Annotated in this window: 18 protein-coding genes; 2 read left to right on the top strand and 16 right to left on the bottom strand. The window is 72.0% G+C overall.

The window, feature by feature from the left end:
- Nucleotides 1-386: 386 nt before the first annotated feature.
- On the top strand, nucleotides 387-842 hold the full coding sequence (locus ASC60_RS25220) for a hypothetical protein (protein ID WP_055554743.1): 456 nt from the start codon (nucleotides 387-389) through the stop codon (nucleotides 840-842).
- 443 nt (nucleotides 843-1,285) lie between these two features.
- A complete protein-coding gene (locus ASC60_RS25215; protein WP_055554741.1) occupies nucleotides 1,286-1,948 on the top strand; it encodes a phosphatase PAP2 family protein in 663 nt (220 codons plus the stop codon).
- Between the two features lie 2 nt (nucleotides 1,949-1,950).
- Here ASC60_RS25215 and ASC60_RS25210 read toward each other — a convergent pair whose 3' ends face one another.
- Genes ASC60_RS25210 through asnB form a run of 16 tightly spaced genes read right to left on the bottom strand, consistent with a single transcriptional unit; the run spans nucleotide 1,951 to nucleotide 22,462 of the window.
- Complete coding sequence (locus ASC60_RS25210) at nucleotides 1,951-3,294, bottom strand: glutamate-1-semialdehyde 2,1-aminomutase (RefSeq protein ID WP_055554739.1); 1,344 nt, start codon at nucleotides 3,292-3,294, stop codon at nucleotides 1,951-1,953.
- 7 nt (nucleotides 3,295-3,301) lie between these two features.
- The gene (gene rfbC, locus ASC60_RS25205; RefSeq protein ID WP_055554738.1) at nucleotides 3,302-3,853 is read right to left on the bottom strand and encodes a dTDP-4-dehydrorhamnose 3,5-epimerase; all 552 of its coding nucleotides are present in this window, start codon (nucleotides 3,851-3,853) and stop codon (nucleotides 3,302-3,304) included.
- The gene (locus tag ASC60_RS25200; RefSeq protein WP_055554736.1) at nucleotides 3,850-5,070 is read right to left on the bottom strand and encodes a polysaccharide pyruvyl transferase family protein; all 1,221 of its coding nucleotides are present in this window, start codon (nucleotides 5,068-5,070) and stop codon (nucleotides 3,850-3,852) included. The genes rfbC and ASC60_RS25200 overlap by 4 nt, the downstream gene beginning before the upstream one ends.
- Entirely contained in the window at nucleotides 5,067-6,014 is a 948-nt protein-coding gene (locus ASC60_RS25195) for a glycosyltransferase family 2 protein (RefSeq protein ID WP_055554734.1), read from the bottom strand. The genes ASC60_RS25200 and ASC60_RS25195 overlap by 4 nt, the downstream gene beginning before the upstream one ends.
- A complete protein-coding gene (locus ASC60_RS25190; protein WP_107097159.1) occupies nucleotides 6,011-7,315 on the bottom strand; it encodes a hypothetical protein in 1,305 nt (434 codons plus the stop codon). Before ASC60_RS25190 ends, ASC60_RS25195 begins: the two co-directional genes overlap by 4 nt.
- Entirely contained in the window at nucleotides 7,312-8,604 is a 1,293-nt protein-coding gene (locus tag ASC60_RS25185) for a DUF4910 domain-containing protein (protein WP_107097158.1), read from the bottom strand. The genes ASC60_RS25190 and ASC60_RS25185 overlap by 4 nt, the downstream gene beginning before the upstream one ends.
- A gap of 32 nt (nucleotides 8,605-8,636) precedes the next feature.
- Nucleotides 8,637-9,662: an NAD(P)-dependent oxidoreductase gene (locus tag ASC60_RS25180; protein WP_055554728.1), complete on the bottom strand. Its 1,026-nt coding sequence runs from the start codon at nucleotides 9,660-9,662 to the stop codon at nucleotides 8,637-8,639.
- Between the two features lie 3 nt (nucleotides 9,663-9,665).
- A complete protein-coding gene (locus tag ASC60_RS25175) occupies nucleotides 9,666-10,313 on the bottom strand; it encodes a PIG-L deacetylase family protein (RefSeq protein ID WP_055554726.1) in 648 nt (215 codons plus the stop codon).
- Entirely contained in the window at nucleotides 10,310-11,104 is a 795-nt protein-coding gene (locus tag ASC60_RS25170) for a hypothetical protein (protein WP_055554724.1), read from the bottom strand. The genes ASC60_RS25175 and ASC60_RS25170 overlap by 4 nt, the downstream gene beginning before the upstream one ends.
- An 11-nt stretch (nucleotides 11,105-11,115) precedes the next feature.
- A complete protein-coding gene (locus ASC60_RS25165) occupies nucleotides 11,116-12,351 on the bottom strand; it encodes a class I SAM-dependent methyltransferase (protein WP_055554722.1) in 1,236 nt (411 codons plus the stop codon).
- A complete protein-coding gene (locus ASC60_RS25160; protein WP_055554720.1) occupies nucleotides 12,348-13,592 on the bottom strand; it encodes a glycosyltransferase in 1,245 nt (414 codons plus the stop codon). The genes ASC60_RS25165 and ASC60_RS25160 overlap by 4 nt, the downstream gene beginning before the upstream one ends.
- A 2-nt stretch (nucleotides 13,593-13,594) precedes the next feature.
- A complete protein-coding gene (locus ASC60_RS25155) occupies nucleotides 13,595-14,830 on the bottom strand; it encodes an O-antigen ligase (RefSeq protein ID WP_055554718.1) in 1,236 nt (411 codons plus the stop codon).
- Nucleotide 14,831: 1 nt separating this feature from the next.
- Nucleotides 14,832-16,364: a right-handed parallel beta-helix repeat-containing protein gene (locus tag ASC60_RS25150; protein ID WP_055554716.1), complete on the bottom strand. Its 1,533-nt coding sequence runs from the start codon at nucleotides 16,362-16,364 to the stop codon at nucleotides 14,832-14,834.
- Between the two features lie 10 nt (nucleotides 16,365-16,374).
- Nucleotides 16,375-18,312 (bottom strand): alginate lyase family protein, encoded by a 1,938-nt coding sequence (locus ASC60_RS25145; RefSeq protein ID WP_370592963.1) that lies wholly within the window; start codon nucleotides 18,310-18,312, stop codon nucleotides 16,375-16,377.
- Nucleotides 18,313-18,314: 2 nt separating this feature from the next.
- Nucleotides 18,315-20,510, bottom strand: a complete 2,196-nt coding sequence (locus ASC60_RS25140) for a bi-domain-containing oxidoreductase (RefSeq protein ID WP_055554712.1) — start codon at nucleotides 20,508-20,510, stop codon at nucleotides 18,315-18,317.
- 17 nt (nucleotides 20,511-20,527) lie between these two features.
- Complete coding sequence (gene asnB / locus ASC60_RS25135) at nucleotides 20,528-22,462, bottom strand: asparagine synthase (glutamine-hydrolyzing) (RefSeq protein WP_055554711.1); 1,935 nt, start codon at nucleotides 22,460-22,462, stop codon at nucleotides 20,528-20,530.
- Between the last annotated feature and the right edge of the window lies 1 nt (nucleotide 22,463).

The raw sequence follows: 22,463 nt of genomic DNA, 5'->3' as shown, positions 1-22,463 counted from the left end.
GATGAGGGCGGCCGTGCCTTTTGGCATCGGTGGACGTACGCCGAGAAAGTCACCCCTCAAGAGTCGGCCGTGGTGGTGGCGCCATGGGGTTCCACGGCTGCACGTTCAGGAACCGGGTTGCCGCGCACCGCGCGACCAGCGGTGCGCAGCTACGAACAGGCGCGTCAGTCCAGCCGTAGCCGCCGAAAATTAGTCCTTCCTTAACTGAACGCTGTGGCAACGCTGTCCTTGCCCTGAACCAGTGGCTCCTAGGGTGGTCTGCGGCCCCGCCCCCATCCGCCGCCGCAAGGCCGAAGCACCCGGCGTCGTGACATCGGCTACCAGGAGGAGATGTGCCACCCGATTCCGGAGCCCGAGATCCGTCGTCACCGCTGGCGGAACACCACGTGGACGATGAGCGAGCCGTCACACGCGTGTGGCGGACCAGCGACTTCGCCGAGACGCGGATCAGGCCCGACGAAGAGAGCGACGACGACGCGAGCGTCCGGGACCGCTTGGGGAGCCGCAAGACCACGGTTCTCACCGCGGCAGCTGCTGCTCTCGTCCTTACCGGGTGTCTCCTGGCCATGTCGACGATCATCGACTCAGCTTCCTCCTCCTCCGGCGACAGGTGGCCCTCAGGAGGAAAAGTCTCGATCACCGCCCCTCCGGGCCAGGAGGACGAGCTCGCCCCCTCATCCGCCCCCGAGGAAAACCCCTCGGCCGACTCCACCGCCGCACAACCGCCGCTCACCAACAGCCCAGCCGGCCCGTCCCAGGGCGATGGCGGAGACGAGCGCGAAGGCGACCGTGAAGACGAAGACGACGAGGAAGACGATGACCATGAGGACGAAGACCGTTGAAAACCGCGTGGTTGCCCTGCGTCGCCGGCAGCGACAGCGGCGCCGGCCGCCACGGCATTGATCTCTACCGCCGGAATTGACCAACTACCGGTAGGATGAGTAGGAGAGGCCGATCTGATGCTCTCGGCCAGGACGATGGCCAGGGCGGCGAGTTCGGGCTCCACCGGCTGACGGTTCCCGCGGAGTCGTGCGGGCCGGGAGCGGGTGGCGCGGGGTGGTTATGGTCGCTGCGGGGTGGTCGGACACGACGGGGGGCTCGCGTTGGATCGGCTGGCCGGAACGCACCTGGAAGTCGGCCCAACACCGTTTGTGCTTGACCGGTTCGTCGTCTTGCGCGGTCCGGTCCCGCAGCCCGTACAGGCTGACGATCCCGGCCGTGTCGGCGGGCGGCAGGGGGCGTTCGGAGAGGTCACTACCGCCGGTCGGCCGGGCGCGGTGGGCGTGTGACCGGCCGGTCGGCGCCCGCGGTGGTGCCCTGGTCGCTGCGCGCGTGGCTCGGTTCGATCGCGGTCCTGGCCGCGCTGGTGGTCGGCGTGCTCGGGGTCCGGTACGCCGGCCACGGCGAGCCCGGCAGGGTGGACGGGTGGATCGTCGAGCCGACGGCGGACAGTGTGCGGCCGCCGTGGAGGCGGGTTGCTCTGGCCCTGGACTTCTTGGGGGAACCCGCCGGAGCGGCGACGCTGATCGTGGCCGTCGTGGCGGGCTGCCTGCTGCTTCGGCGTCCTCGTGCGGCGGTGCTCGTCGTTGCCGGCGCCGCCGCGACGGTGGGGGCGGCGACGCTGCTCAAGCATCTGGTGGGACGCACCATCCACGGCGACGGCAACCTGTCCTATCCGAGCGGGCACACCGCCTTCCTCACCGCGCTCGCCCTCATCGCGGCGCTGCTCGCCACCGGCCGGCTCGGCCTCGGCAGGGCGGCCGGAACGGCACTCGTGCTCGCCGCGGCGCTCGTGGCCGGCGCCGCGATGGGGTGGGCGCAGGTCGCCTTGGGCGCGCACTATCCGACCGACGTCCTCGGCGGCTGGTGCACCGCGCTGGCGGTGGTTCCGGCGACCGCGTGGCTGGTCGACCGGATGGCCGACGCCCGCCGTCGCGAGCGGCGCTGACGTCACGCCAAGCGGCGGAATACAGGCCGCACCGGTCGTCCGCCCAGCCAGGGAGTGGGATCGGCGGCATCGAGGGCCTTCCGGTACACCGCGCAGGCCTGGGCCACCACGTCGACGGTGTGATCGATGTCGGCGTCGCTGAGCGCGCTGCTCACCACGAACGACGGGGCGAGCACCCCGCCCGCGAGGAGCCGGCGCAGGAACAGGGTGCGGTATCGCTGCGACGGCCGCCCGTTCTCGTCGAGGGTGGCGAAGACCAGGTTGCTGGCCCGGCCCCGGACGACGATGTGCTCGCCGACGCCCGTGGCGGCCGCGGCGGCGCGGACACCGGCGGCCAGCTTCTCGCCGAGGGTGTGCAGTCGCGCGGTGACGCCCTCTTCGGCGTAGGTGGTCTGCACGGTCATCGCGGCGGCCAGTGAGTGCGTTTCCGCACCGTGCGTGGTGGACAGCAGGAACACCCGGTCGCCGGAGTGACGCACACCCCCCAGTTCCATCAGTTCGCGGCGCCCGGCCAGCGCGGAGACGGCGAATCCGTTGCCCAGCGCCTTGCCGAAGGTGGAGAGGTCGGGGACGACGCCGTACAGGCCCTGGGCGCCCGCCTCGGACCAGCGGAAGCCGGTGATCATCTCGTCGAAGATCAGTACGCAGCCGTGCCGGTCGGCCAGCTCGCGCAGGCCGGCGAGGTACCCGGGGGAAGGCTCGGTGTGGGTGGCGGGTTCGAGGATCAGGCAGGCGACCTCGTTCTGGTACCGGGTGAGCAGTTCTTCCGTGGCGGCCAGGTCCCCGTAGGGGAAGGACACGGTCAGCTCATTGGTGGCCGCCGGAATGCCGGCGGACATCGGCGTGGTGCCGATGAACCAGTCGTCGACGGAGAAGAACGGATGGTCGGCGCAGATGGCCACCCGCGGGCGCCCGGTGGCGGCGCGGGCGAGGCGCACCGCGGCGGTGGTGGCGTCGGAGCCGTTCTTCGCGAACTTCACCATCTCCGCGGTCGGCACGGTGGCCAGGAAGCGTTCCGCGGCTTCGGCCTCCACGATGGACGGCCGGACGAAGTTGCTGCCGCGGTCGATCTCCCGCCGCACCGCCTCGGTCACGCGTGGGTGGGCGTGGCCGAGGCTGACCGACCGCAGGCCGGAGCCGTACTCGATGTAGCGGTTGCCGTCGATGTCCCATACGTGGGCGCCGCGGCCGTGGCTGATGACCGGGGCCAGGTCCTCGGGGTACTGGTCGTCGCCCTTGGCGTAGGTGTGCGCGCCGCCGGGGATCAGGGCGTGCAGCCGCTCGTTCGCCGTCCGCGACCGGGGCAGGAGGAACTGCGTGGTCTGCTCGGTGTGTTCGGTGTCCAAGCCGCCTTCACCCTTCCTTGTGTTTCAGGACCTCGGCGAGGCTCGGTGCCTCCCGGTCCCGCTGGGACATCGAGGTGACCGGCAGGGGCCAGGGTATGGCGAGCTCGGGGTCGTCGAAGGCGATCGTCACGTCCTCGGCCGGGTCGTGCGGGCGGTCGATCCGGTACGAGGTGTCGGCGGTTTCGGTCAGCGCCTGGAAGCCGTGCGCGCACCCCGCCGGGATGTACAGGGTCCTCTGCGTCTGGCCGGACAGTTCGAAGAAGGCCCGGCCCAGGTAGGTCGGCGAGTTGGGGCGCAGGTCCACGACGACGTCGAAGATCTGTCCGTACGAGCACCGCACCAGCTTCGCCTCGCCGGCGCCGGAGCGCAGGTGGAGGCCGCGCAGTACGCCCCGGACCGAGCGGGACACGCTGTCCTGGACGAAGGCGTGCGGGTCGAGGCCCACCGAGCGGATCACATCGGCGTCGAAGGTGCGGCAGAAGAAGCCGCGTTCGTCGGCGTACGGTGTCGGCTCGAACAGGTACGCGCCGGTGATCTCCGGGATTGCGGTCGCTTTCATGGAGCCTTCCGTGGGACGTGGGCGTGGTCGTTCGCCGGGAACAGGGTCGTGGTCAAGGCGGTGAACTGGGAGGCGAGTTGCTGTGCGGCGACCCGGTTTCGCTCGGTGAGGGTCTGCCGTAGCTCCGCCGATCGTTTCTCCAGCGCCCGGAACTGTTCGAGCAGCCGGTCGGCGTCGACCTGGCGAGCCGGGTGGCAGAACGCGCCGAGGCCCATCCGGTCCATGAGAGCGTCGCTTTTCGCCGCATAGCAGAGGGCGAGCACGGGCGTGCCGGTCTTCAGCGCGCAGATCAGGTTGTGGTAGCGGACGGCCACCACGGTCTCGGCGGCCGCCATCTCGTTCATCAGGTCGGTCAGTGAGGCCGGTTCGGCCGCGGTGACCAGCGGTGAGTCGACCGCGTCGAGGATCGCGGCGACCACCGCCACATCGCACTGGTCGCCGGTGAGGAGCCGGACCGGTCTGCCCTCCTCGACCAGCGCGCGGACGAATCGGATCGTCCCGTCGAGGTAGCGCCGGTGGATCTCCTCGGCCCGGGCGCGGTCGTCGTTGCCGCCGTGGAAGTCCATGACACCGAGGCAGACCAGGCCCGGCGGGCCCGGGGGCGCGCTCGTCGGCGGCGTCGGCAGGGAGAAGGCGAGGTCGGGGTGGACCTCGTCGCGCGTGGTGTCCACGCCCATGGCCCGCATCGCGTCGCGGGACGGGGTGTCCCGGTACGACCGGTACGCGGCCAGCCGCGCCGACCAGCGCACCAGGGCCCGGGTCGGGCGGCTTTGGATCTCGGCGGCGCCGACGCCGACCAGCGCGACCCGGGTGCGCAGCAGCCGGCCACTCGCGCAGAGCAGGAACAGCGCGTACGGGAAGCCCCACGGCCGCAGCGGCAGCGTGGCCTCCAGGACGCCCATGCCGGGCACGATCACCACGTCGTGCCGGCGCACCCAGGCGGCGGTGCGGAAGACGTCGACGAGTTTGCCCAGGCCCTTGCCCGCGATCGCGCCCGCACGCGACGCGGTCCGGTACTCCCCGCGGTACCAGTGCAGTCGTGTCGCGGGGATACCGAACCGGGCCGTCACCGCCTCGGGACCGCCGCACAGCGCGTCCACGACCGCCTCCGGGTGCTCGGCGCGGAGGTATCCGAGGACGGCCTCGAGTGATCCGTCGTTGCCGAGGTTGCCGGAGCCGAGCAGGCCGAACAGCCCCACACGTGTCGCCGTCCTCATACCCGCCTCCCTTCACGGCCGGCGACGAGGGCGTCGACGGAGACGGTCAGCTTGGCCGGGTCGACCGGGGCGCGGTCCTCGACCCGCTCACCGGCGCCCGACCGGGCCCGGCTGGTCATCCATGCGGCCAGGTGGCGGTAGCAGGCGCGGCGGTCGGCCGGGGACAGCGGGGCCCGCCGGATCGCCGAGGCGAAGCCCCGGACGTATTCGGCGAGCAGCCGGGGCGTCGGGTGCAGCGGGCCCGCCCGGCGCGGGTCGAGGTTGACGCAGCGGGCGCGCTTGGAGGGGTTGGCCCGCTCGGCCCGGGTGGGGTGGTCGCGGCGGAAGTACAGGAGTTCGGGCACTTGGTGGAAGCGACCGTGCAGGGCGATCTCGGCGACGAACGTGCGGTCCGCGTGGTGGTAACTGTCCATCGGCTTCACCCGGCGCAGCGCTTCGGCCCGGATCACCCCGTAGAAGTCGTCGCCGCCGGGCTCGAACAGCATGCTGCGGAAGCGCTCCGGCGGGTGCGGTGAGTCGGTGGCGAGCGTGTATGCGTAGGGGACTTTCACCTGGCCGCCGCCGTCGATGACCGCCTGGTCGGCGTGGGCGAGGATGACGTCCGGCCGTTCGTCCAGCGCCTCGACGCAACGCCGCAGCAGGTCGCGGGCGTACAGGTCGTCGTGCGAGGCCCACTTGAACAGCTCGCCGCGGCATTGGGTGAACACGTAGTTGTGGTTCGGTGTGGCGCCGACGTTCCGGAGCAGCCGGATGTATCGGACGCGCGCGTCCTGCGCGGCGTACTTGCGGCAGATGTCCTCGGTTCCGTCGGTCGAGGCGTTGTCGGAGATGACCAGTTCGAAGTCCTCGTAGGTCTGGCCGAGCAGGGCGTCGAGCGACTCGGCCAGGTACTCCTCGCCGTTGTACACGGGCAGGCCGATGCTCAGCCTGGGGTGGGCGGTCATGTCGTCCTCATTTCGGGAATGGGGTGGTGGTGCTCGCGCAGGGCGGACCGCAGGTGCAGCCACCACACGGCCGAGCCGCTGACGGTCGCGGCGGCGACGCCCCAGGCCGAGCCGACCGTGCCGGCGACGGCCGCCCCGCCGAGCCCGCCGCCGACGTAAGCGGCGGAGGCGAACAGCTGGGAGCGCAGGCTGCGCCGGGCGGCGCCGAGCGCGCGCAGCCCGGCCGCCGCGCCGGTGCCGAGGCCGGCGCCCGCGACGCCGAGGGTGATCGGCACGATGAGCTGTGCGGCGGAGGTCCAGACGCCGCCGAGCGCGAACGCGCCGAGCCGGTCCGGCATCAGCAGCAGCGACCCGCCCCAGAGCAGCGCCCCGGCGGCCTGCGCGCCACCCAGCAGGAGGCAGAACGCGCCGAGGCGGTGCGGCGTCCGCCGCAGTACCCGTGCCGCCTCCGGGACGGTGACCAGCGAAAGGCCCATCAGCACGGCGAGGAACGGGCCGAGCAGAAGCTCGGCGCCGCGCACCGCGCCCACCGCGCCGACCCCGGCGATCGCGCCGAGCCCGTACGCCCGCAGCTGGCTCGCGCCGCTGAGGCAGGTGTTCTCGACCAGGTACCGGTAGCCGAGGTCGCGCTGCTCGCGCAGCCACCCGCGCGTCTCGGTCACCCGGGGCCGGATGCCGGACTGGAGGTAGCCGTACCCCGCCGCGACCGTGGCGGACGCGCCCCAGGCGAGGACGAACCCGGCCACGCTGCCCACACGGGCCGCCACGATCATGGCCGGGACGAGCGCGACGCCCCACACGATGTCGTTGAGACACGCCTTCCGCCCGGCGCCGGCGGCGAAGAACGAAAACCGCCAGGCATCCTGCAGCAGCAGCCCCGGCAGCATGACGCCGAGGCAGACGAACGCGGGCCCCACGCGGCCGCCGAGGGCCGGCCCGGCCACCAGGCACACCGCGCCGATGGCCACGCCCACGCCGAGTGCGGTGCCCGTCGACCGGGCCACCGCCCCGCGCCAGGACGCGTCCGACACGCCGCTGAAGCGCACCACGAGCGGATCGGTGGCCAGCCCGCGGGAGATGTTGAGCACCACGCCGTAGGTCACCCAGGCCAGGCTGAACACGCCGAACGCGGTCACCCCCAGCGAGCGGGCCACGTAGATGCCGACCGCGAAGTTGGACATGCTGGAGGCCGCCTGGTCGGCCAGTCCCCAGGACAACCGGCCGACGAGGGCCCGCTTGGCGGATCCGGCCGGTGGCACCGTCGTCCGCGGATTCTCCCCCTCGGTGGTCATCGGCGTCATGCCTTGATCAGCCCGGCGCCGTGCAGGGCGCCGGCCGCGGTGGCGACGGTGTCGAACGGCAGTGCGGACCGCTCGGCGATGTCCAGCAGACTGTGCTCGCCGTCGGAGAGGTTGAGCACCCAGAGCATGGCCATCTGGGCCTGCTTGGTGTCGCTGCGGCCGCCGAGCGCGTCGTACAACCCGCGACGGCCCAGCTGGGGTTCGCCGTAGGGGCTGAGGTTGAGGTACCGCCGGTTGTGGTCGAGGACGGTGAACGCCTCGCGGCAGACGGCGAGGGTGTCCGCCATCGCCTCCGGGGAGACGAAGTCCAGGTTGTCCGCCGAGGTGTGGTATTCGGGGTAGCCCGCGTACGGGGTGCGGGTGAGCGAGCCCACGCCGAGATTGAACCCGGGCGAGCAGTACTGCCGCTCGTCGTAGCCGTACGGGGTGAACTCGGCCACGTGGTGCGGGCGTTCGGAGGCGGCCAGCACGTGCCGCATCACCCGGTCGATCTCGGCGTCGCCGCGCCTGCTCTGCTTGTACGTCAGGCTGCCCGGGTCGCCGGCGCAGGCCAGCACCAGTCCGTGCTCGACCCTTCCCCGAGCTCTCGGCTCCGCTCGAGCGGGGGATACCCCATTCACCCTTTCCGCGTTGCGGGCCAGCCAGGTGATCGCCCCGATGGTGCCGGGCGCGAAGATGAACCGGTAGGTGTAGTACGGCGTACGCTCCGCCAGCGCCCGGGCCAGGAACGTCGCCACGGCGATGCCGGCCAGGTTGTCGTTGGCCAGCGACGGGTGGCAGACGTGGCAGGAGACGATCACCTCTTCGGCGACCTGCCCGGGGACCACGTGCTCGGCGTAGGTGAGGTGGCCGTCGGTGAGGGTGGAGTCGATACGCACCTCGTAGTCGCCGTCCGGCAGCGCGTCCAGGGTCTCCTGGGCCAGGCAGAACCCCCACTCCGGTTTGTAGTAGCTGGTGCGGTAGGGCACCCAGGCCGGGTGGTCCGGCAGGGTGTACAGGTGCGCGCGCAGCTCGGACAGCGGCATGGTCGCCGACACCGGCACGCTGTAGCCGAGCACGTGCAGGCTGGACGCCCGGAAGTCGACGACCCGGTGGCCGTCCGAGTCGGCGATGTACGCGTCGCGGATGTTCCACTCCTGCGGCACCGTCCAGTCGAGCACCTGCGTCCCGGTCGGCACCTCGTGCACCTGCAGCGGAATGTACTCGCCGACGATGTCCAGGGTGGCGCGCACACCGTCGCCGGTGATGCTCCGGCAGAGCGGGTACAGCCGCTCCACCAGGGCGTACATCTCCTCGCCGGCACCTCCTCCTATCTGCGTGGTCACCGGCGCCACCGCAGGGTGGCGTCGACGGTGCCGGCGTCGGACGCCGCGCGCAGCACGGCGAGGCGGGTGAAGCGCCGCTCGAAGTCCTCCCGGGTCAGGTCGAACTTCCGGTAGGCGTCGGCGAGTTCGAGCGCGCCCTGCTTCACCGTCCACTCGCAGTCGAAGCCGGGTATCGCGGCGCGGAAGCGGGAGAAGTCCACCCGGTAGGACCGCGGATCGGCGCCGGTCTCCCCGGTGATCACCACCTCGGCGCCGGCCACCGCCTCGGCGACCTGCCCGGCGATCTCGGCGACCGTGACGTTGTTGGCCTCGCTGCCGATGTTGAACGCCCGGTCGTGCACCGCGTCCCTCGGCGCGGCCAGCGCGGCCGTGAAGGCCCGTGCGATGTCGGCGGCGTGCACCAGCGGCCGCCAGGGGGTGCCGTCGGAGAGCACCAGCACCTCGCCGGACAACAGGGCGTGGCCCACCAGGTTGTTCAGCACGATGTCGGCACGCAGCCGGGGCGAGTAGCCGAAGGCGGTGGCGTTGCGCAGGAACACCGGGCTGAAGTCGCCGTCGGCCAGGTCGTGCAGGTCGTCCTCCACCCGCACCTTGGACTCCGCGTACGGCGTCACCGGGCGCAGCGGGGCGTCCTCGGCCACCAGGTCCTCACCGCCGGCGGCGCCGTAGACCGAGCAGGTCGACGCGTACAGGAAGCGCCGCACTCCGGCGTCGCGGGCCAGCCGGGCCAGCCGCACGGACGCGTGGTGGTTGATGTCGTGGGTGAGCTGCGGCGCCAGCGATCCCAGCGGGTCGTTGGACAGGGCGGCCAGGTGGATCACGGCGTCGGCCCCGGCCACGTGTTCGGCCGTGACGTCGCGCAGGTCCACCCGATGCCCCTGCGGGTCCGCGGGAGCCGGGCCCAGGACGCAGTCGGCGAACAGGCCGGCGTCGAGGCCGACGACCTCGTGCCCGGCGGCGGCGAGGACCGGGGCCATGACGGTTCCCAGGTAGCCCTGGTGTCCGGTCAGCAGTACGCGCATGGTTCAACCCCCCAGGTTGAGCGTGAGTTTGGTGACGGCGAACGCTTCGGCGTAAGCCTCGTGGCATTCGATGCCGCGGATCCGCGCGAGGCCGAGGAAGGCCTCCCGGTCGTACCAGGGCCGGTGCCGCTGCGAGGGGTAGTGCTCCTGCAGCAGCCGCACCTTCTGTTCTGCGGTGTCCGTCGACAGTGGCTGGTACGCCGCGGGGCGGCCGAGGTCGCCGTCCCACTTGACGATCTCGTAGCCGAGGACGAGGTGGTCGCGGAAGGCGGTGGGTACCAGCCGCGCCAGGCCGCGGTGGTCCTGGTGCGCGTCGTCGGTGCGCGGGGCCAGGATCAGATCCGGGTCGGTCCGCTCGCGCAGTTCCTCGAGGGCGGCCTTGGCCTCTTCCCAGTGCGCGGGCAGATGGCCGTCCGGCAGCTTGTGCACGGTCAGCCGCAGGTCGGCGCCGGGACAGAAGGCGGTGAGCGCGGCGCGCTCCTCCTGCTCGCGTTCGCCGCCGCCGCCGGAGAGCACCAGCGCGTCGACCCGGAGACCGGGCCGCGCGAGGCACATGGCGAGCAGTGTGCCGCCGGCGCCGATGGCGATGTCGTCGCAGTGCGCGCCCACGGCGACGATCCGGTCCAGGGGGCCGGCCCCGAGCCGGATCACGCGCCCACCCCCGCGTTGTCGTGCTCCCACACGGCCCACGGGCGGTCGCCCCGTGCGTAGGCGGCGTCGAGCGCGGCCCGCTCCTTGACGGTGTCGGTCGGTTTCCAGAAGCCGCGGTGCTGGTGCGCCATCAGCCTTCCGCGCTTGGCCAGTTGTGCGCATCCGTCGGCGACCAGGTCGCCGTCCTCGGGGATGTGGTCGAAGACCTCCTGGCGGAGCACGAAGTAGCCGCCGTTCTCCCACAGCGGCAGTTCGCTCACCGCGGTGATGCCGCCCACCAGGCCGTCCTCGCCCAACTCCACGCAGTGGAACGAGGACTGCGGCGGTACCACCATCATCGACGCACCGGCGTCGCGCGCGCGGAACCGGTCGATCATCTCCGGCAGGGGGGCGTCGGTGAGGACGTCGGCGTAGTTGGCGAGGAACATCTCGTCGCCGTCCAGGTGGTGGCGCACCCGGCGCAGCCGCTCCCCGATGGGCGACTCGACGCCGGTCTGCGCGAACGTGATCGTCCAGTCCGAGATGTCGGTGGACAGCAGCTCGGTCCGCCCGCCTCGCAGTACGAAGTCGTTGGACGTCGTCTCCTCGTAGTTGAGGAAGAAGTCCTTGATGTGGTGGGCGCCGTATCCGAGGCACAGGATGAACTCCGTGTGCCCGAAGTGCGCGTAGTAGCGCATGACGTGCCAGATCAGCGGCCTGGGGCCGACCATCGCCATGGGCTTGGGCACATCGTCCGCGGCACCGCTGCGCATCCGCATCCCGTAACCGCCGCAGAACAGAACGACCTTCATGCTGTGCCCTTTCACGACGCGACCTCGACAATGCTCAGTTCCGGGATGGGAAAGACCAGCCGGCCGCCCCAGTCGTGTACGAAGGACAGCTGCTCGGCCAGTTCGGCCCGCAGGTTCCACGGGAGGACGAGCACATAGTCCGGCTTGTCCTCGGCTATCCGCTCGGGCGGCAGGATCGGGATGCGGGTGCCCGGGGTGAACCTGCCGTGCTTGTAGGGGTTGCGGTCGACCGTGTACGGGAGCAGGTCGGGCCGGATGCCGCAGTGGTTGAGCAGGGTGTTGCCCTTGCCCGGGGCGCCGTAGCCGACGACCTTCCTCCCGCGCTCGGCCGCTTCGATAAGGAACCGCAGCAGATCCCGGCGCACCTTGGCCACCCGGGCGGAGAACTCGGTGTACCCGGACAGCTCCTGCAGTCCGGCGGCCTTCTCCCGGGCCAGTACGTCGGCCACGTGCTGCGTCGGCTCGCCGGCCGCCTCGGTGGGCCGGGCCCACAGCCGGATGGAGCCGCCGTGCGTGGGCAGCAGTTCGACGTCCACGAGCGTGAGTCCACCGCTCGCCAGCGCCCGGATCGCGGAGGCGACCGTGTAGTACTGGAAGTGCTCGTGGTAGATCGTGTCGTACTGGTTCTCCTCGATCAGGGTCAGCAGGTGCTGCACCTCGATGGAGACCCAGCCGTCGTCGGCGACCAGGGCGCGCAGCCCCTGGGTGAACCCGACCACGTCGGGGATGTGCGCGTACACGTTGTTGGCCACGACCAGGTTCGCCGGGCCGTGCTCGGCACGGACGGCCGCGCCGGTGTCCGGGGACAGGAACTCCGTGAGCGTGGGCACCCCCGCGTCCCGCGCCGCGGCGCCCACGTTCACCGAGGGCTCGATGCCGAGGCAGCGGATCCCCCGGTCCACCACGTGTCGCAGCAGGTACCCGTCGTTGCTCGCCACCTCGACCACGAAGGCGTCGGCGCCGAGACCGAGGCGCGCCGCGGCGTCGGTGACGTACGTGCGCGCGTGCTCCACCCAGGAGGTCGAGTACGAGGAGAAGTACGCGTACTCCTTGAACGTCTCCTCCGGCGTGATCAGTGGCGGGATCTGCGCCAGCCAGCAGTCGGTGCAGACCCGCAGGTGCAGCGGGTACGCCGGTTCCGGCTGGTCCAGTTGGTCCGCGGCGAGAAAGCTCTCACATGGCGGCGTCGCCCCGAGGTCGACCACGCTCGCCATCGCTTCCGAGCCGCACAGTCGGCATCGTGTCATCTGCTGTCCCCATCCCCCCTGCTCGCGCGGGAGTCCCCGCCGCGAGTCAGTGCTGACCGACCCGCGATCGCGGTGCGGTACTCCTCCACCAGGCGCTTAAGCCCGACGGCCGGGCTGAAGCCCTGTTCGTAACGGCGCCGGGCCGCCCGGCCCATCTCCCGGCCCAGGGCCGGCTCGGCCGCGATCCGGCGTATGCGGGACGCGAGCGAGGCGGTCTCGCCCGGCCGGTGCAGCAGCCCGGTCACGCCGTCCTCGACGAGTTCGACGAACGCACCGTGGCCGGCGGCGACGACCGGCACCCCGGCCGCCATCGCCTCCACGACCACCAGGCCGAACGCCTCCAGCCACGTCGAGGGGGCCACCACGGCGACCGATCGCGCGATGGCCTCGGCGCACTCCGCCGGGTCCAGCAGGCCGACGAACGCCACGTCGTCCCGGCCCGCCGCCCAGGCGGTCACCTCTGCCTCCAGTGGCCCCGCGCCGGCGATCACGAGCGGTGCGCCCACCCCGCCGTCCGCCGCGATCTCGTCCCACGCGGCCATGAGCAGCGTCACGCCCTTGGCCTCCGCGAGCCGGCCGAGATAGAGCAGATGCTCTCCCCCGCCCACTCGGCGGGCGCCCGGGTCGGGCACGAAGTTGTGCTTCACCGCCAGCCGCTCGGCCGGCATGCCGGCCCGCACCAGGACGTCGCGCTGCGCCGCGGAGATGCAGAAGAACCGCTCCACGCCGGACCACCATCGCCGCCGGTTGGCCGACAGGCCGACCGCGAGCGGCACCGTCGCCAGGCGGGAGCCGCGGTAGCAGCCGTGCCGGACGGCGGGCAGCGGCGCCGCCGACCCGACGCACTCGGTGCACGGCCGGCCGTCCCGCTGCAGCGTGCCGGGCGGGCACACCTGGGTGTAGTTGTGCAGCGTGGCGACGGCGGGTACGCCGGCGTCGGCGCAGGCGGCGAGCACCGCGGGCGACAGGAGCGGGAAGACGTTGTGGACGTGGACCACGTCCGGCCGCTCGGTGCGCAGCCGGGCGGCCAGCTCCGCGCGGACCGCCCGGTTCCAGGGCACCCGCAGGGGCACCGCGGCCTTGGCGAGGAGGGACATGGCGGCGATGTCGTCGCTGCGCCGCTCGAACACCTCGACCCGGTGGCCGGCCGCGCGCAGCAGCTCCACCTCCTGGTCGACGACCTTGTTCTCCCCGCTCGGCTGCGCCGAGGCGTAGCGGTTGTGCACCACGAGAACGTGCATGCTCAAGGAACCTCCGTTCGAGCCCGGGCCCAGCGCGGGATGTGTCGTCGAGGAACGTCGGGCGTGGCGAGAGGAGCGGCCTCGGCAGGCGCCGCCAGCAGCGAGGCGGCCAGGGCCAGGTGCAGCAGATACGGCGAGGCGTCGCCGAGACCGGCCTCGGTGTACGAGGCGATCGCGCAATAGCTGATCAGGAAGATCGCGCAGGCCCTCTGCAGCGACGGTGGCCGCAGCAGCGCGACCCCGCCCAGCACGATGATGATCGCAGCGACCAGGGTGACGCCGGCCAGACCCTGCTCGTTGTAGACGGCCAGCCAGCTGTTGTCGATCGGCAGCCCGCCGAACGACTTGTCGCCCAGGCCCACGCCGAACAGCTTCTCCCCCGTCGTGCGTGGCGCGGCCAGCAGGGCGTCCCAGACCTTGGCCCGGCCGGTGAGGCTGGAGAAGTTCTCCTTGGTCTGTCCGCGCAGGAACCACGCCTGGAGCACGGAGGCGAACCCCACCGCGGCCACCGTGGCGCACAGCACCGCCCAGGTGAAGAAGCGGCGGGCCGCGCCGCTGGTGAGGAGGAGCGAGCCGATCGCCAACGCCAGGCCGATGAACAGGCCGAGGGTGGCCGTCCGGGTATGGGTCAGCGCGAGCAGGACGAGTGACGGCACGATGACCAGCGCCGCGCTCGCCCTGCCGGTCCGGCGGCCCAGGACGAGCAGCACGGTGAGCCCGATGATCACCGCGGCGTACTGTCCGATCTGCGGCGGGGTGAGCGGCCACAGCGCGCCGACCAGCCGCCCGCCGTAGAGGTCGGGCAGGGCCGCGCCCGGTGAGATGACCAGGCCGGCGGCCACCGAGCCGAGCACCGCGAAGTACATCCGGATGTGGTGCCGGGCGAACGTCAGGCCGCCGTCCCACCAGCGGCTGAGCAGCCACAGCGTGCCGACGAAGAGAGCCAGCCGGGCGCAGCGGAACAGCGCGCCGAACCCGGACTCCAGGTGCGCGCTGGAGATCACGCTCGTCACCAGGAGCAGGGTGAGCAGGAACACGTACGCACTGGCTCGGATGCGCAGCCGGGGATTGACCGCGAGCGCCAGCGCGAACGCGGCGACCAGCGCCCCCATGGTGGCCATCTGGATGAGGGAGCGGGGCAGCGGGACGATGGTCTTCGCCCCGGCGGAGCCGAGCGTGTTGAGGACCAGCAGCCCCCAGACCGTCCCGGCGATCTTCGGTGTGTGGCCCCCGCCCATCTCAACCGCCGTCCCGTGCGCGGAGGGTGCTGCCCGCGTCCTGCTGGTACGGCGTGACCTGCCACTGCCCGAAGTCGAGCACCCGGCTCGGGTCATGGGCGACGAACTTCCATGGTCCGATGTAGACGTTGTCGTGCCAGCGGTTGTGCTGTTTGGTGGTGATCGCCTCGGCCACCCCTTCGCCCTGGTACGGCGACCAGTCCGGGTAGGTTCCGTAGTTGGCCAGCATCGCCATGCGGTCGCACTTCACCGTGCAGGTGACGACGGACGTGTCCAGCACGAAGCGGTTGTCGTGGATGTCCACCCGCTGGGTCTTCCAGCGGCAGTCGGCGTAGAGCGGTGCGGTGGCGATCGCCGGTCTCGCGCAGCGGTCGGTGTCCCGGACCAGCAAGGTGCAGTCACCGGAGGAGGTGTTGGCCGGGCTGTTGCAGAACCGGTCGGCGTTTTCCCACAGGGTGATCCCGGACCAGTTGTTCTCCAGCGCGTTCCGGTAGATCTCGATCTTGTCGGTGCGGGCTTCGATCCGTGGTTCGCCACCGGATTCGGACAGGTAGATGGTCGCGAGGGGGAAGCTGTCGCCTCGGTCGGCTGCCTTGCGGCCCTCGACCCAGTTGTTCCGCCGGATCGTGTTCTTTCGGATGACGGCGTTGTAGCTGGTCTCGTAGATCAGCGCGGCGCCGTCGTTGGCCTCGAGCACGTTGTCCTCGATGCGGAAGTCGTTGTTGTTGGTGTCCGCCCACAGCCCGGTGCCGCGGTTGTCGTGCACCCAGTTGCCGCGTACGTCGGCTCCGTTGACGGCCCAGAACTTGATGCCTCCGGTGCAGCCGCAGCCCTTCCGCCGCCGCTCCCAGTCGTCGGTGTTGTTGCCCACGATCTCGTTGCCCTCGACCACCAGGCCGCTGATACGGCCGGTGGTCTTGTACGCGTTCATGCCGTACTGGCCGTTGCCGCGCAGGCAGCTGGCGCGGACCCGCTGACGGGCACCGGCCATCAGACCGGCGCCGGAGTTGTCCTGGATGGTCGCGTGCTCGATCACCCACCCGTCGGCCGAGTCATGGTTGACCACGCCCTCGTTCTGCGGCGCGACGAAACCCCGCACGGTCAGGTAGCGGATGGTGACGTCGCGGGCGGTGCCGCCGAACGCGTACTGGTTGGTCTTCCGGCCGTCGAGCACCGCGCCCGGCGCGCCGAGGTAGGTGTCCCCCTTCTTGGGGATGACCTGGGCGTAGCGGTCCGGCTTGAGCCTGTGCTTGCCCGGCCGGAGCCAGAACGTGGTGTGCGGGGGGCTGCTGTTGGTCTTCGCGGCCAGGTCACCGGCCACCGCGGGGTCGACCGTCACCGCGCCCGCCGGCGCCTTCGCCGGCCCGGGCGTGGGTTTGGCGCACACCCGGGCCGGGGACGTGGACCGCGCCCCGGGCGTGGCGGGCACGGCGGTCGGGTTCGCACCGGTGCCCGAGGTGTTCACACAGCCGGTCGCCGCCGGCAGAGCCACCAGCGCCAGCGGTAACGCCCACGTCCGCCACTTGATCACCACGCTCCCCCCTTCAGCCGTGGAACCTGAGTACGGTGGTGAATCCCCGCACGCCGTCGGCGTAGCCGGTGCCGACCAGCGTGGTGGTGGGTTCCTTGCGCCCGAAACCGGCGGAGTACCAGCCCAGCGGCGGGTCGGTCTCGCCGCGATGTGCCCGCCAGGTCAGCTGCCCGGGCAGGTCGAGCACCGCGGAGCGGTCCTCGCCGTCCCGGGTCCAGGTGAGCCGTGCCCGGTGGTCCACCAGGTCCGCGGCGATGGCCGGGCCGAGGTGGAACGCCAGGCGTACGGCCCGGCGCGGGCCGCGCACCTCGTCGACCACCCGCAGCTCCTGGCTCGCGGCCGTCAGCTCCACCCGGCGGCGGTGCACGGAGCCCTGGTAGCCGTCGTGCTCGGCACACCAGCGGGCGACGCCCTCGCCGGATGGGTCGGCGACCAGGACGCGGCTCTCGGCATGCCGGGTCCACAGGAACGGGCCGCCGGAGACGGACTGGTCACCGCCGTCGAGTTGCAGGGTGTTGTGGCCGAGGGTCGACCGGAAGTACTGCCGCCACTCGGGCTGCCCGTGGTAGCAGTACGTCCCCGGGTCGGCGAGCACCTCGACCCCGTCGTGCCGGACCTCCACGGACAGGGCGTCCGCGTGGGCATGCGCGGCGATGGACAGGAAGCCGTGCGGACCACCGTCGCAGCGGCACCAGATCTCCCCCGGACCGCGCAGGATGGTGAGCCCCGCGTCGGCGAAGTGGCCCGGTCGGCTCGGAGGGCGGACCACAGACGGTTCCGTGGGTTTGATGAACGCGGACAGCAGCGGGGTGCGCGCATCGGTTCCGGTCACCGCCGGCCACCAGGCGAGCCGGCCGAACACGGCGTCCCCGGTGGCCAGCAGCGAGCCCCAGCGGTCGGTGCCCGCGCCGTCCACGACCAGGCCGTACCCGTCGTCGGCGTCCCCCTGGCGCGGTGGCCGTAGCCGGCCGTCCACGATGGCCGCGAGCGCGTCGGTCATCCGCAGCAGCACCAGGCGGACCGTCGCGGGGACCGGCACGCCTGCGGCATCCGCCTCGGCCACCGCGGCGAGACCCAGCTCCAGCACCAGTCCGTGATACTCGGTGGCCAGCTCGCGGTTGAGCCCGGAGCCGAAGGTGTTGCCGCGCAGATGCCGCTCCAGCGACCGCAGCGCGTCGGTGCGCCAGCGCGCCGAGGAGGGGAACCACCCGAACGCGCAGGCCGCGGCGAACTGCCCGGCGGCCTCGGCGATGACGTGGTTGTTCGCCGAGGACCCCCGGCTCGGGAAGGCGGCCAGCCAGCGCTGGTGGTGCCAGATCTGGTTCACCGCCACCGGGTTGTCCTCGAACAGCCCGGCCGCGCCCGGCCAGCCGTCGAGGAGCCGGCGGATCCACACCCAGGACAGCAGCCGGATCCCCAGCTCGATGCCGCTGGTCCAGTGCACTCCGCGCAGCGGCGCGTTGGCCGTCCACCACGACCGCAGGTGTTCGGCCACGCGCTCGGCGTACCGCTCGTTCCCGGTGATCGCGTAGGCGGCGGCGAGCTGGGTGAGGTACTGGTGCCGGGACGGCTCCCAGATCTGCTTGATGTCCCCGACCGCGTCCTCGTCGCGGTACGGCACGTCGAAGGCGTAGCCCGACGGGGCCCGGCGCCCGGTCTTCGGGTCGTACCACCAGTCCGGGTCGGCCAGGTCGTCGCGGTCCACCCCGAAGTACTCGGCGTGCCCGGCCATCAGCCGGTCCGCCTCGGCGATGAGGCGTTTCGCGGCGTCCGGTGGCACCGCGGCGATCGCCCCCGCGGGCAGTACGGCGGTGAACCGGGCGCCGGTCACGCTCGGGCAGTCCGGCCGCGCCGACCGCCACCGCCGTCTGCGCACCGCGTCGCCCGCCCGGCCGACGGCCTCCCGCGGTCCCATCCGGGACAGCCGCCGCAGGTACCAGCCCGCGCTCATGGTCACAGGGCCCTCGCCAACGTCAGCGGCGCACCACCGGCCAGGCCGGCCTGTACGGCGAGGGTGGCCGCCGTGGTGGCGGCCACCGACTCCAGCGGCACCGGCATCGGCCCGCCGGTCCGCACGGCCTTGATGAACGCGGCCAGCTCGGCGTTCTGGCCCTTGTCGCGGGCCTTGGGCAGCCGCGAACTGACCCACCGGCTGCGGCGGCCGTCGTACACGGTGGCGCGGACGAAGTCATCCAGCCGCAGCACCTTGCCGTCCGCGATCAGGTCCAGCGTCTCTTTCGGGAAGCCGGGCGCGCCGGTGGTGACGTAGGCGATGGTGGCGGTGGACCCGTCCGGGTAGCGCAGCACGACCTGGAGGTTCTCGTTGCCGGATGCGGCGACCGCGTACACCGAGACCGGGTCGGCCCCGAGCAGCCAGCTCGCGGTGTCGATGAAGTGTCCGCCCTCGCCGGCGAACCGCGATCCCTCGGTGCCCTGCCGGAGGTACCAGCTGCCGTGGTCGAGGCGGCCTGCGTTGACCAGGTAGCGGAGGCTGGCCGGTCCGGTCCGGGAGCCGAACCGCTTCCTGGCCTCCTGCAGCAGCGGCGCGAACCGGCGGTTGAAGCCCACCTGCAGCCGGTCGTTGCCGGACTCCTCCACCGCCGCGAGGACGCCGGCCAGCTCGTCCTCGGTGAGCGCCAGGGGCTTCTCCACGAACACCGCCTTGCCGGCCCGCAGCGCCCTCATGGTCAGTTCGGCGTGGGAGCTGTGGCGGGTGACCACGAACACCGCGTCGATGGACGGGTCGCCGAGCACGGTGTCGAGGTCGGTGGTCGCCTCGGCGAAGCCGAACTTGCGCTTCGCGTTGGCCGCGGACAGCGCCGTGGTGGTGACGACGGTGGACAGCTCGACGCCGTCGCGCCGTTCCAGGTGCGGCAGCAGCATCGACGTCGCGTAGTTTCCCGCGCCGACGAACGCCAGCCGCACCGACGCATTGGCGAGCCGGGCCGGGGTGGACGCTTTGCCGCCGCGTCGCACCGCGGGCACGGCCACCGCCGGGGCCCCCGTTTCCACGGCTCGGCCGGGGTGGCCGGGGTACCGGAACAGCACGGCCACGGCCTTCAGGTCGCCGTCCTTCAGGCGCTGGTACGTCTCCACGGCGTCATCGAAGTCGGCTATGTGGGAGACCAGGGGCTCCACGTCGACACTGCCACGGGCGAGGAGATCGAGGAAGCAGGCCAGGTTGCGGCGCTCGGTCCAGCGCACGTAGCCGATCGGGTAGTCCCGCCCCTCCAGCTCGTACTCCGGGTCGTAGCGACCGGGGCCGTAACTGCGGGAGAACCGGACGTCCAGCTCCTTCTCGTAGTACGCGTTCCACGGCAGGTCCAGGCGGCACTTGCCGATGTCGACGACGCGGCCGCGGTCCCGGCTCAGTCTGGCGGCCAGCTCGACGGGCTGGTTGCTGCCGCCGCCGGCGGCCAGATACACCTGGTCCACGCCCAGCCCGCCGGTGAGTTCGGCGATGGCGGTTTCCACGGCCGCGGAGGCGGGGTCGCCACAGGCCGCCGCGCCCAGGCGCTCGGCGAGCTCGCAGCGCGCCGGGTCGGGGTCGGCGCCGACGACGCGGACTCCGGAGGCGGCCAGCAGCTGCACCACCAACTGCCCGATCAGCCCGAGGCCGATGACCAGCGCCACGTCGCCGAGCTGTGGCTCACCGCGGCGGACGCCCTGCAACGCGATCGATCCGACCGTGCCGAAGGCCGCGTGCCGTGGCGCGAGGCCGTCCGGCAGCCGGGCGTAGAGGTTCTTCGGCACCCAGTTCAGCTCGGCGTGCAACGCGTGCTCGTTGCCGGCGCAGGCCACGAGGTCGCCGACCTTCACCTCGTCGATCCCGGCGCCGACCTGCTCGACCACTCCGCACAGCGAGTAGCCGAGCGGCGTGTAGGAGTCCAGCTTCCCCATCACCTTGCGGTAGGTGGCGGGCAGCCCGTTGGTGGCCGCGCTCTGCACGACCTTGGCGACCTGGTCCGGCCGGGAGCGGGCCTTGCCCACCATCGACATGCCGGCCTCGGACACCTTCATCAGCTCGGTCCCGGTGGATATCAGCGAGTAGGCGCTGCGGACCAGCACACCACCCGGCTTGCACCCCGGCACCGGCACGTCGAGCAGCGCCAGCTCGCCGCTCTTGTAGTTCTGCACAACCTGCTTCACCCGAACTCCTCTGATTCCTAAGCCGTCAACCGAGTGCTCTGGCCGGACCCAGAGGTCGCGTCGCGATACCAGTACTCGAGGGTCAGCACATGCCACAGATGCTTGGAAAAGTCCCGCTGCCCGGCGGCGTCCTCGGCGACCATCCGCGCCAGCGCGTCGCGGCGCAGGAGCCCGGAGCGGACGAGCACGCCGTCGTTGACCACCTCGCGCACCAGCGGTGCCAGGTCCCGGCTCATCCAGGCCCGCAGCGGGGCGCTGAACAGACCCTTGGGCCGGTACACGATCTCCCGGGGCAGGACGGAGGTGGCCGCCTCCTTGAGGACGGCCTTCCCCTGCCGTCCGACGATCTTGCGGTCACCGGGTACGGCGAACGCGGCCTTGACCACCTCGACGTCCACGTACGGCACCCGCACCTCGGTCGACGCGGCCATGCTGGAGCGGTCCGTGTACGTGAGGTTCAGGCCCGGCAGGAACATCCGGGCGTCGCCCAGGCACATGCGGTTGACGAAGTCGTCGAGGTCGTTGTCCTGGTAGACATCGGCGTGCTCGGTCAGCACGTCCTGAACCGTCCCGGCCAGGTCCGGGTCGACCAGGGCGAGCAGTTCGGCCTGGTCGTACATGGTGTAGCTGCGGCGGAACGCGGTCTCCTCCGGCAGATCGGCGAAGGAGAGGAACCGCTTCGCGAAGCGCACCGACCGGTAGCCCCGGCGGCTCGTCGCCACCGGCAGCCGGTCCACGGCCGCTGACACCCCGCGCCGCAGGGGCCGTGGCACGCGCTGGTAGCGCAGCGCGATCAGGTTGGCCAGGTGCTTGCGGTAGCCGGCGAACAGTTCGTCGGCGCCCATCCCCGAGAGCATCACCTTGACCCCGGCCTCCCGGGCGGCCGAGCAGATCAGGAACGTGTTGATCGCGGCGGGGTCGCCGATCGGCTCGTCCAGGTGGTACGTCATCCGCGGCAGCAGGTCGAGCACGTTCGGGGCGATCTCGATCTCGTGCAGGTCGACACCGAACCGCGTCGCCACCCGCCGGGCGTAGCGCAGGTCGTCCGGCATCGCCTCGAACCTGGCGTCCTCGGCGCGGAACCCGATCGTGTAGGCGGAGATCCCGGGTTGGTGGCGGGCCGCCAGCGCGGTCAGGTAGCTGGAGTCGAGGCCGCCGGAGAGGAAGGTGGCCACGGGCACGTCGGAGAGCAGGTGGCGCCGGGTCGACTCCTCGACGATGGCGGCGAGGTCCGGCCGCTCGCCGCCGCGGGCCCGCTCCCGGCCCTCGGCGGCGATGTCCTTCAGGTGCCAGAACCGGCCGCGCTCCACCCGGCCGTCGGGCCGGCACCTCAGCCAGCTCCCCGGCGGCAGCTTCTCCGCTTCGCGGAACGCGCAGCGCGAGTCCGGCACCCAGTAGTACAGCAGCGAGGCCACCAGCGCCGCATGGTCCACCTCCAGCGGCCCGCCGGTCGCGGTGGCGAGCGCCTTGAGTTCGGAGGCGAACACCAGTCCCTCGCCGCGCCGGAGCCAGAACAGCGGCTTGATGCCCAACTGGTCGCGAGCCAGCACCAGTTCGCCGGTCCGCTCGTCGAAGATGCCGAACGCGAACATGCCGCGCAGCCGGGGCAGGCAGTCCGTGCCCCAGCGCCGCCAGGCCTCCAGCAGCACCTCGGTGTCGGAGGTGCCGCGGAAGCGCACCCCGGTGGCCGTCAGTTCGGCACGCAGCTCGGGCGCGTTGTACAGCTCGCCGTTGTACGTCAGGACGAGGCCGCCGGAGACCATCGGCTGGGCGCCGGTCCCGGACAGGTCGATGATGGCCAGCCGGCGGTGCCCGAGGTGCACTTCGCCGTCACCGGCGGGGTGGCTGTACCGTCCCGTCCCGTCCGGGCCTCGGTGGGCGAGGGTGTCGGTGAGCCGGTCGGTCACGGCCTTCCCGTCCGGCCATCGGTAGGTGCCCGCGATGCCACACATG

Origin of the sequence: Streptomyces sp. NBRC 110028, assembly GCF_001417735.1 — a bacterium.
Taxonomy (GTDB): Bacteria; Actinomycetota; Actinomycetes; order Streptomycetales; family Streptomycetaceae; genus Streptomyces.
This window is presented reverse-complemented; position numbering and strand designations above follow the sequence as displayed.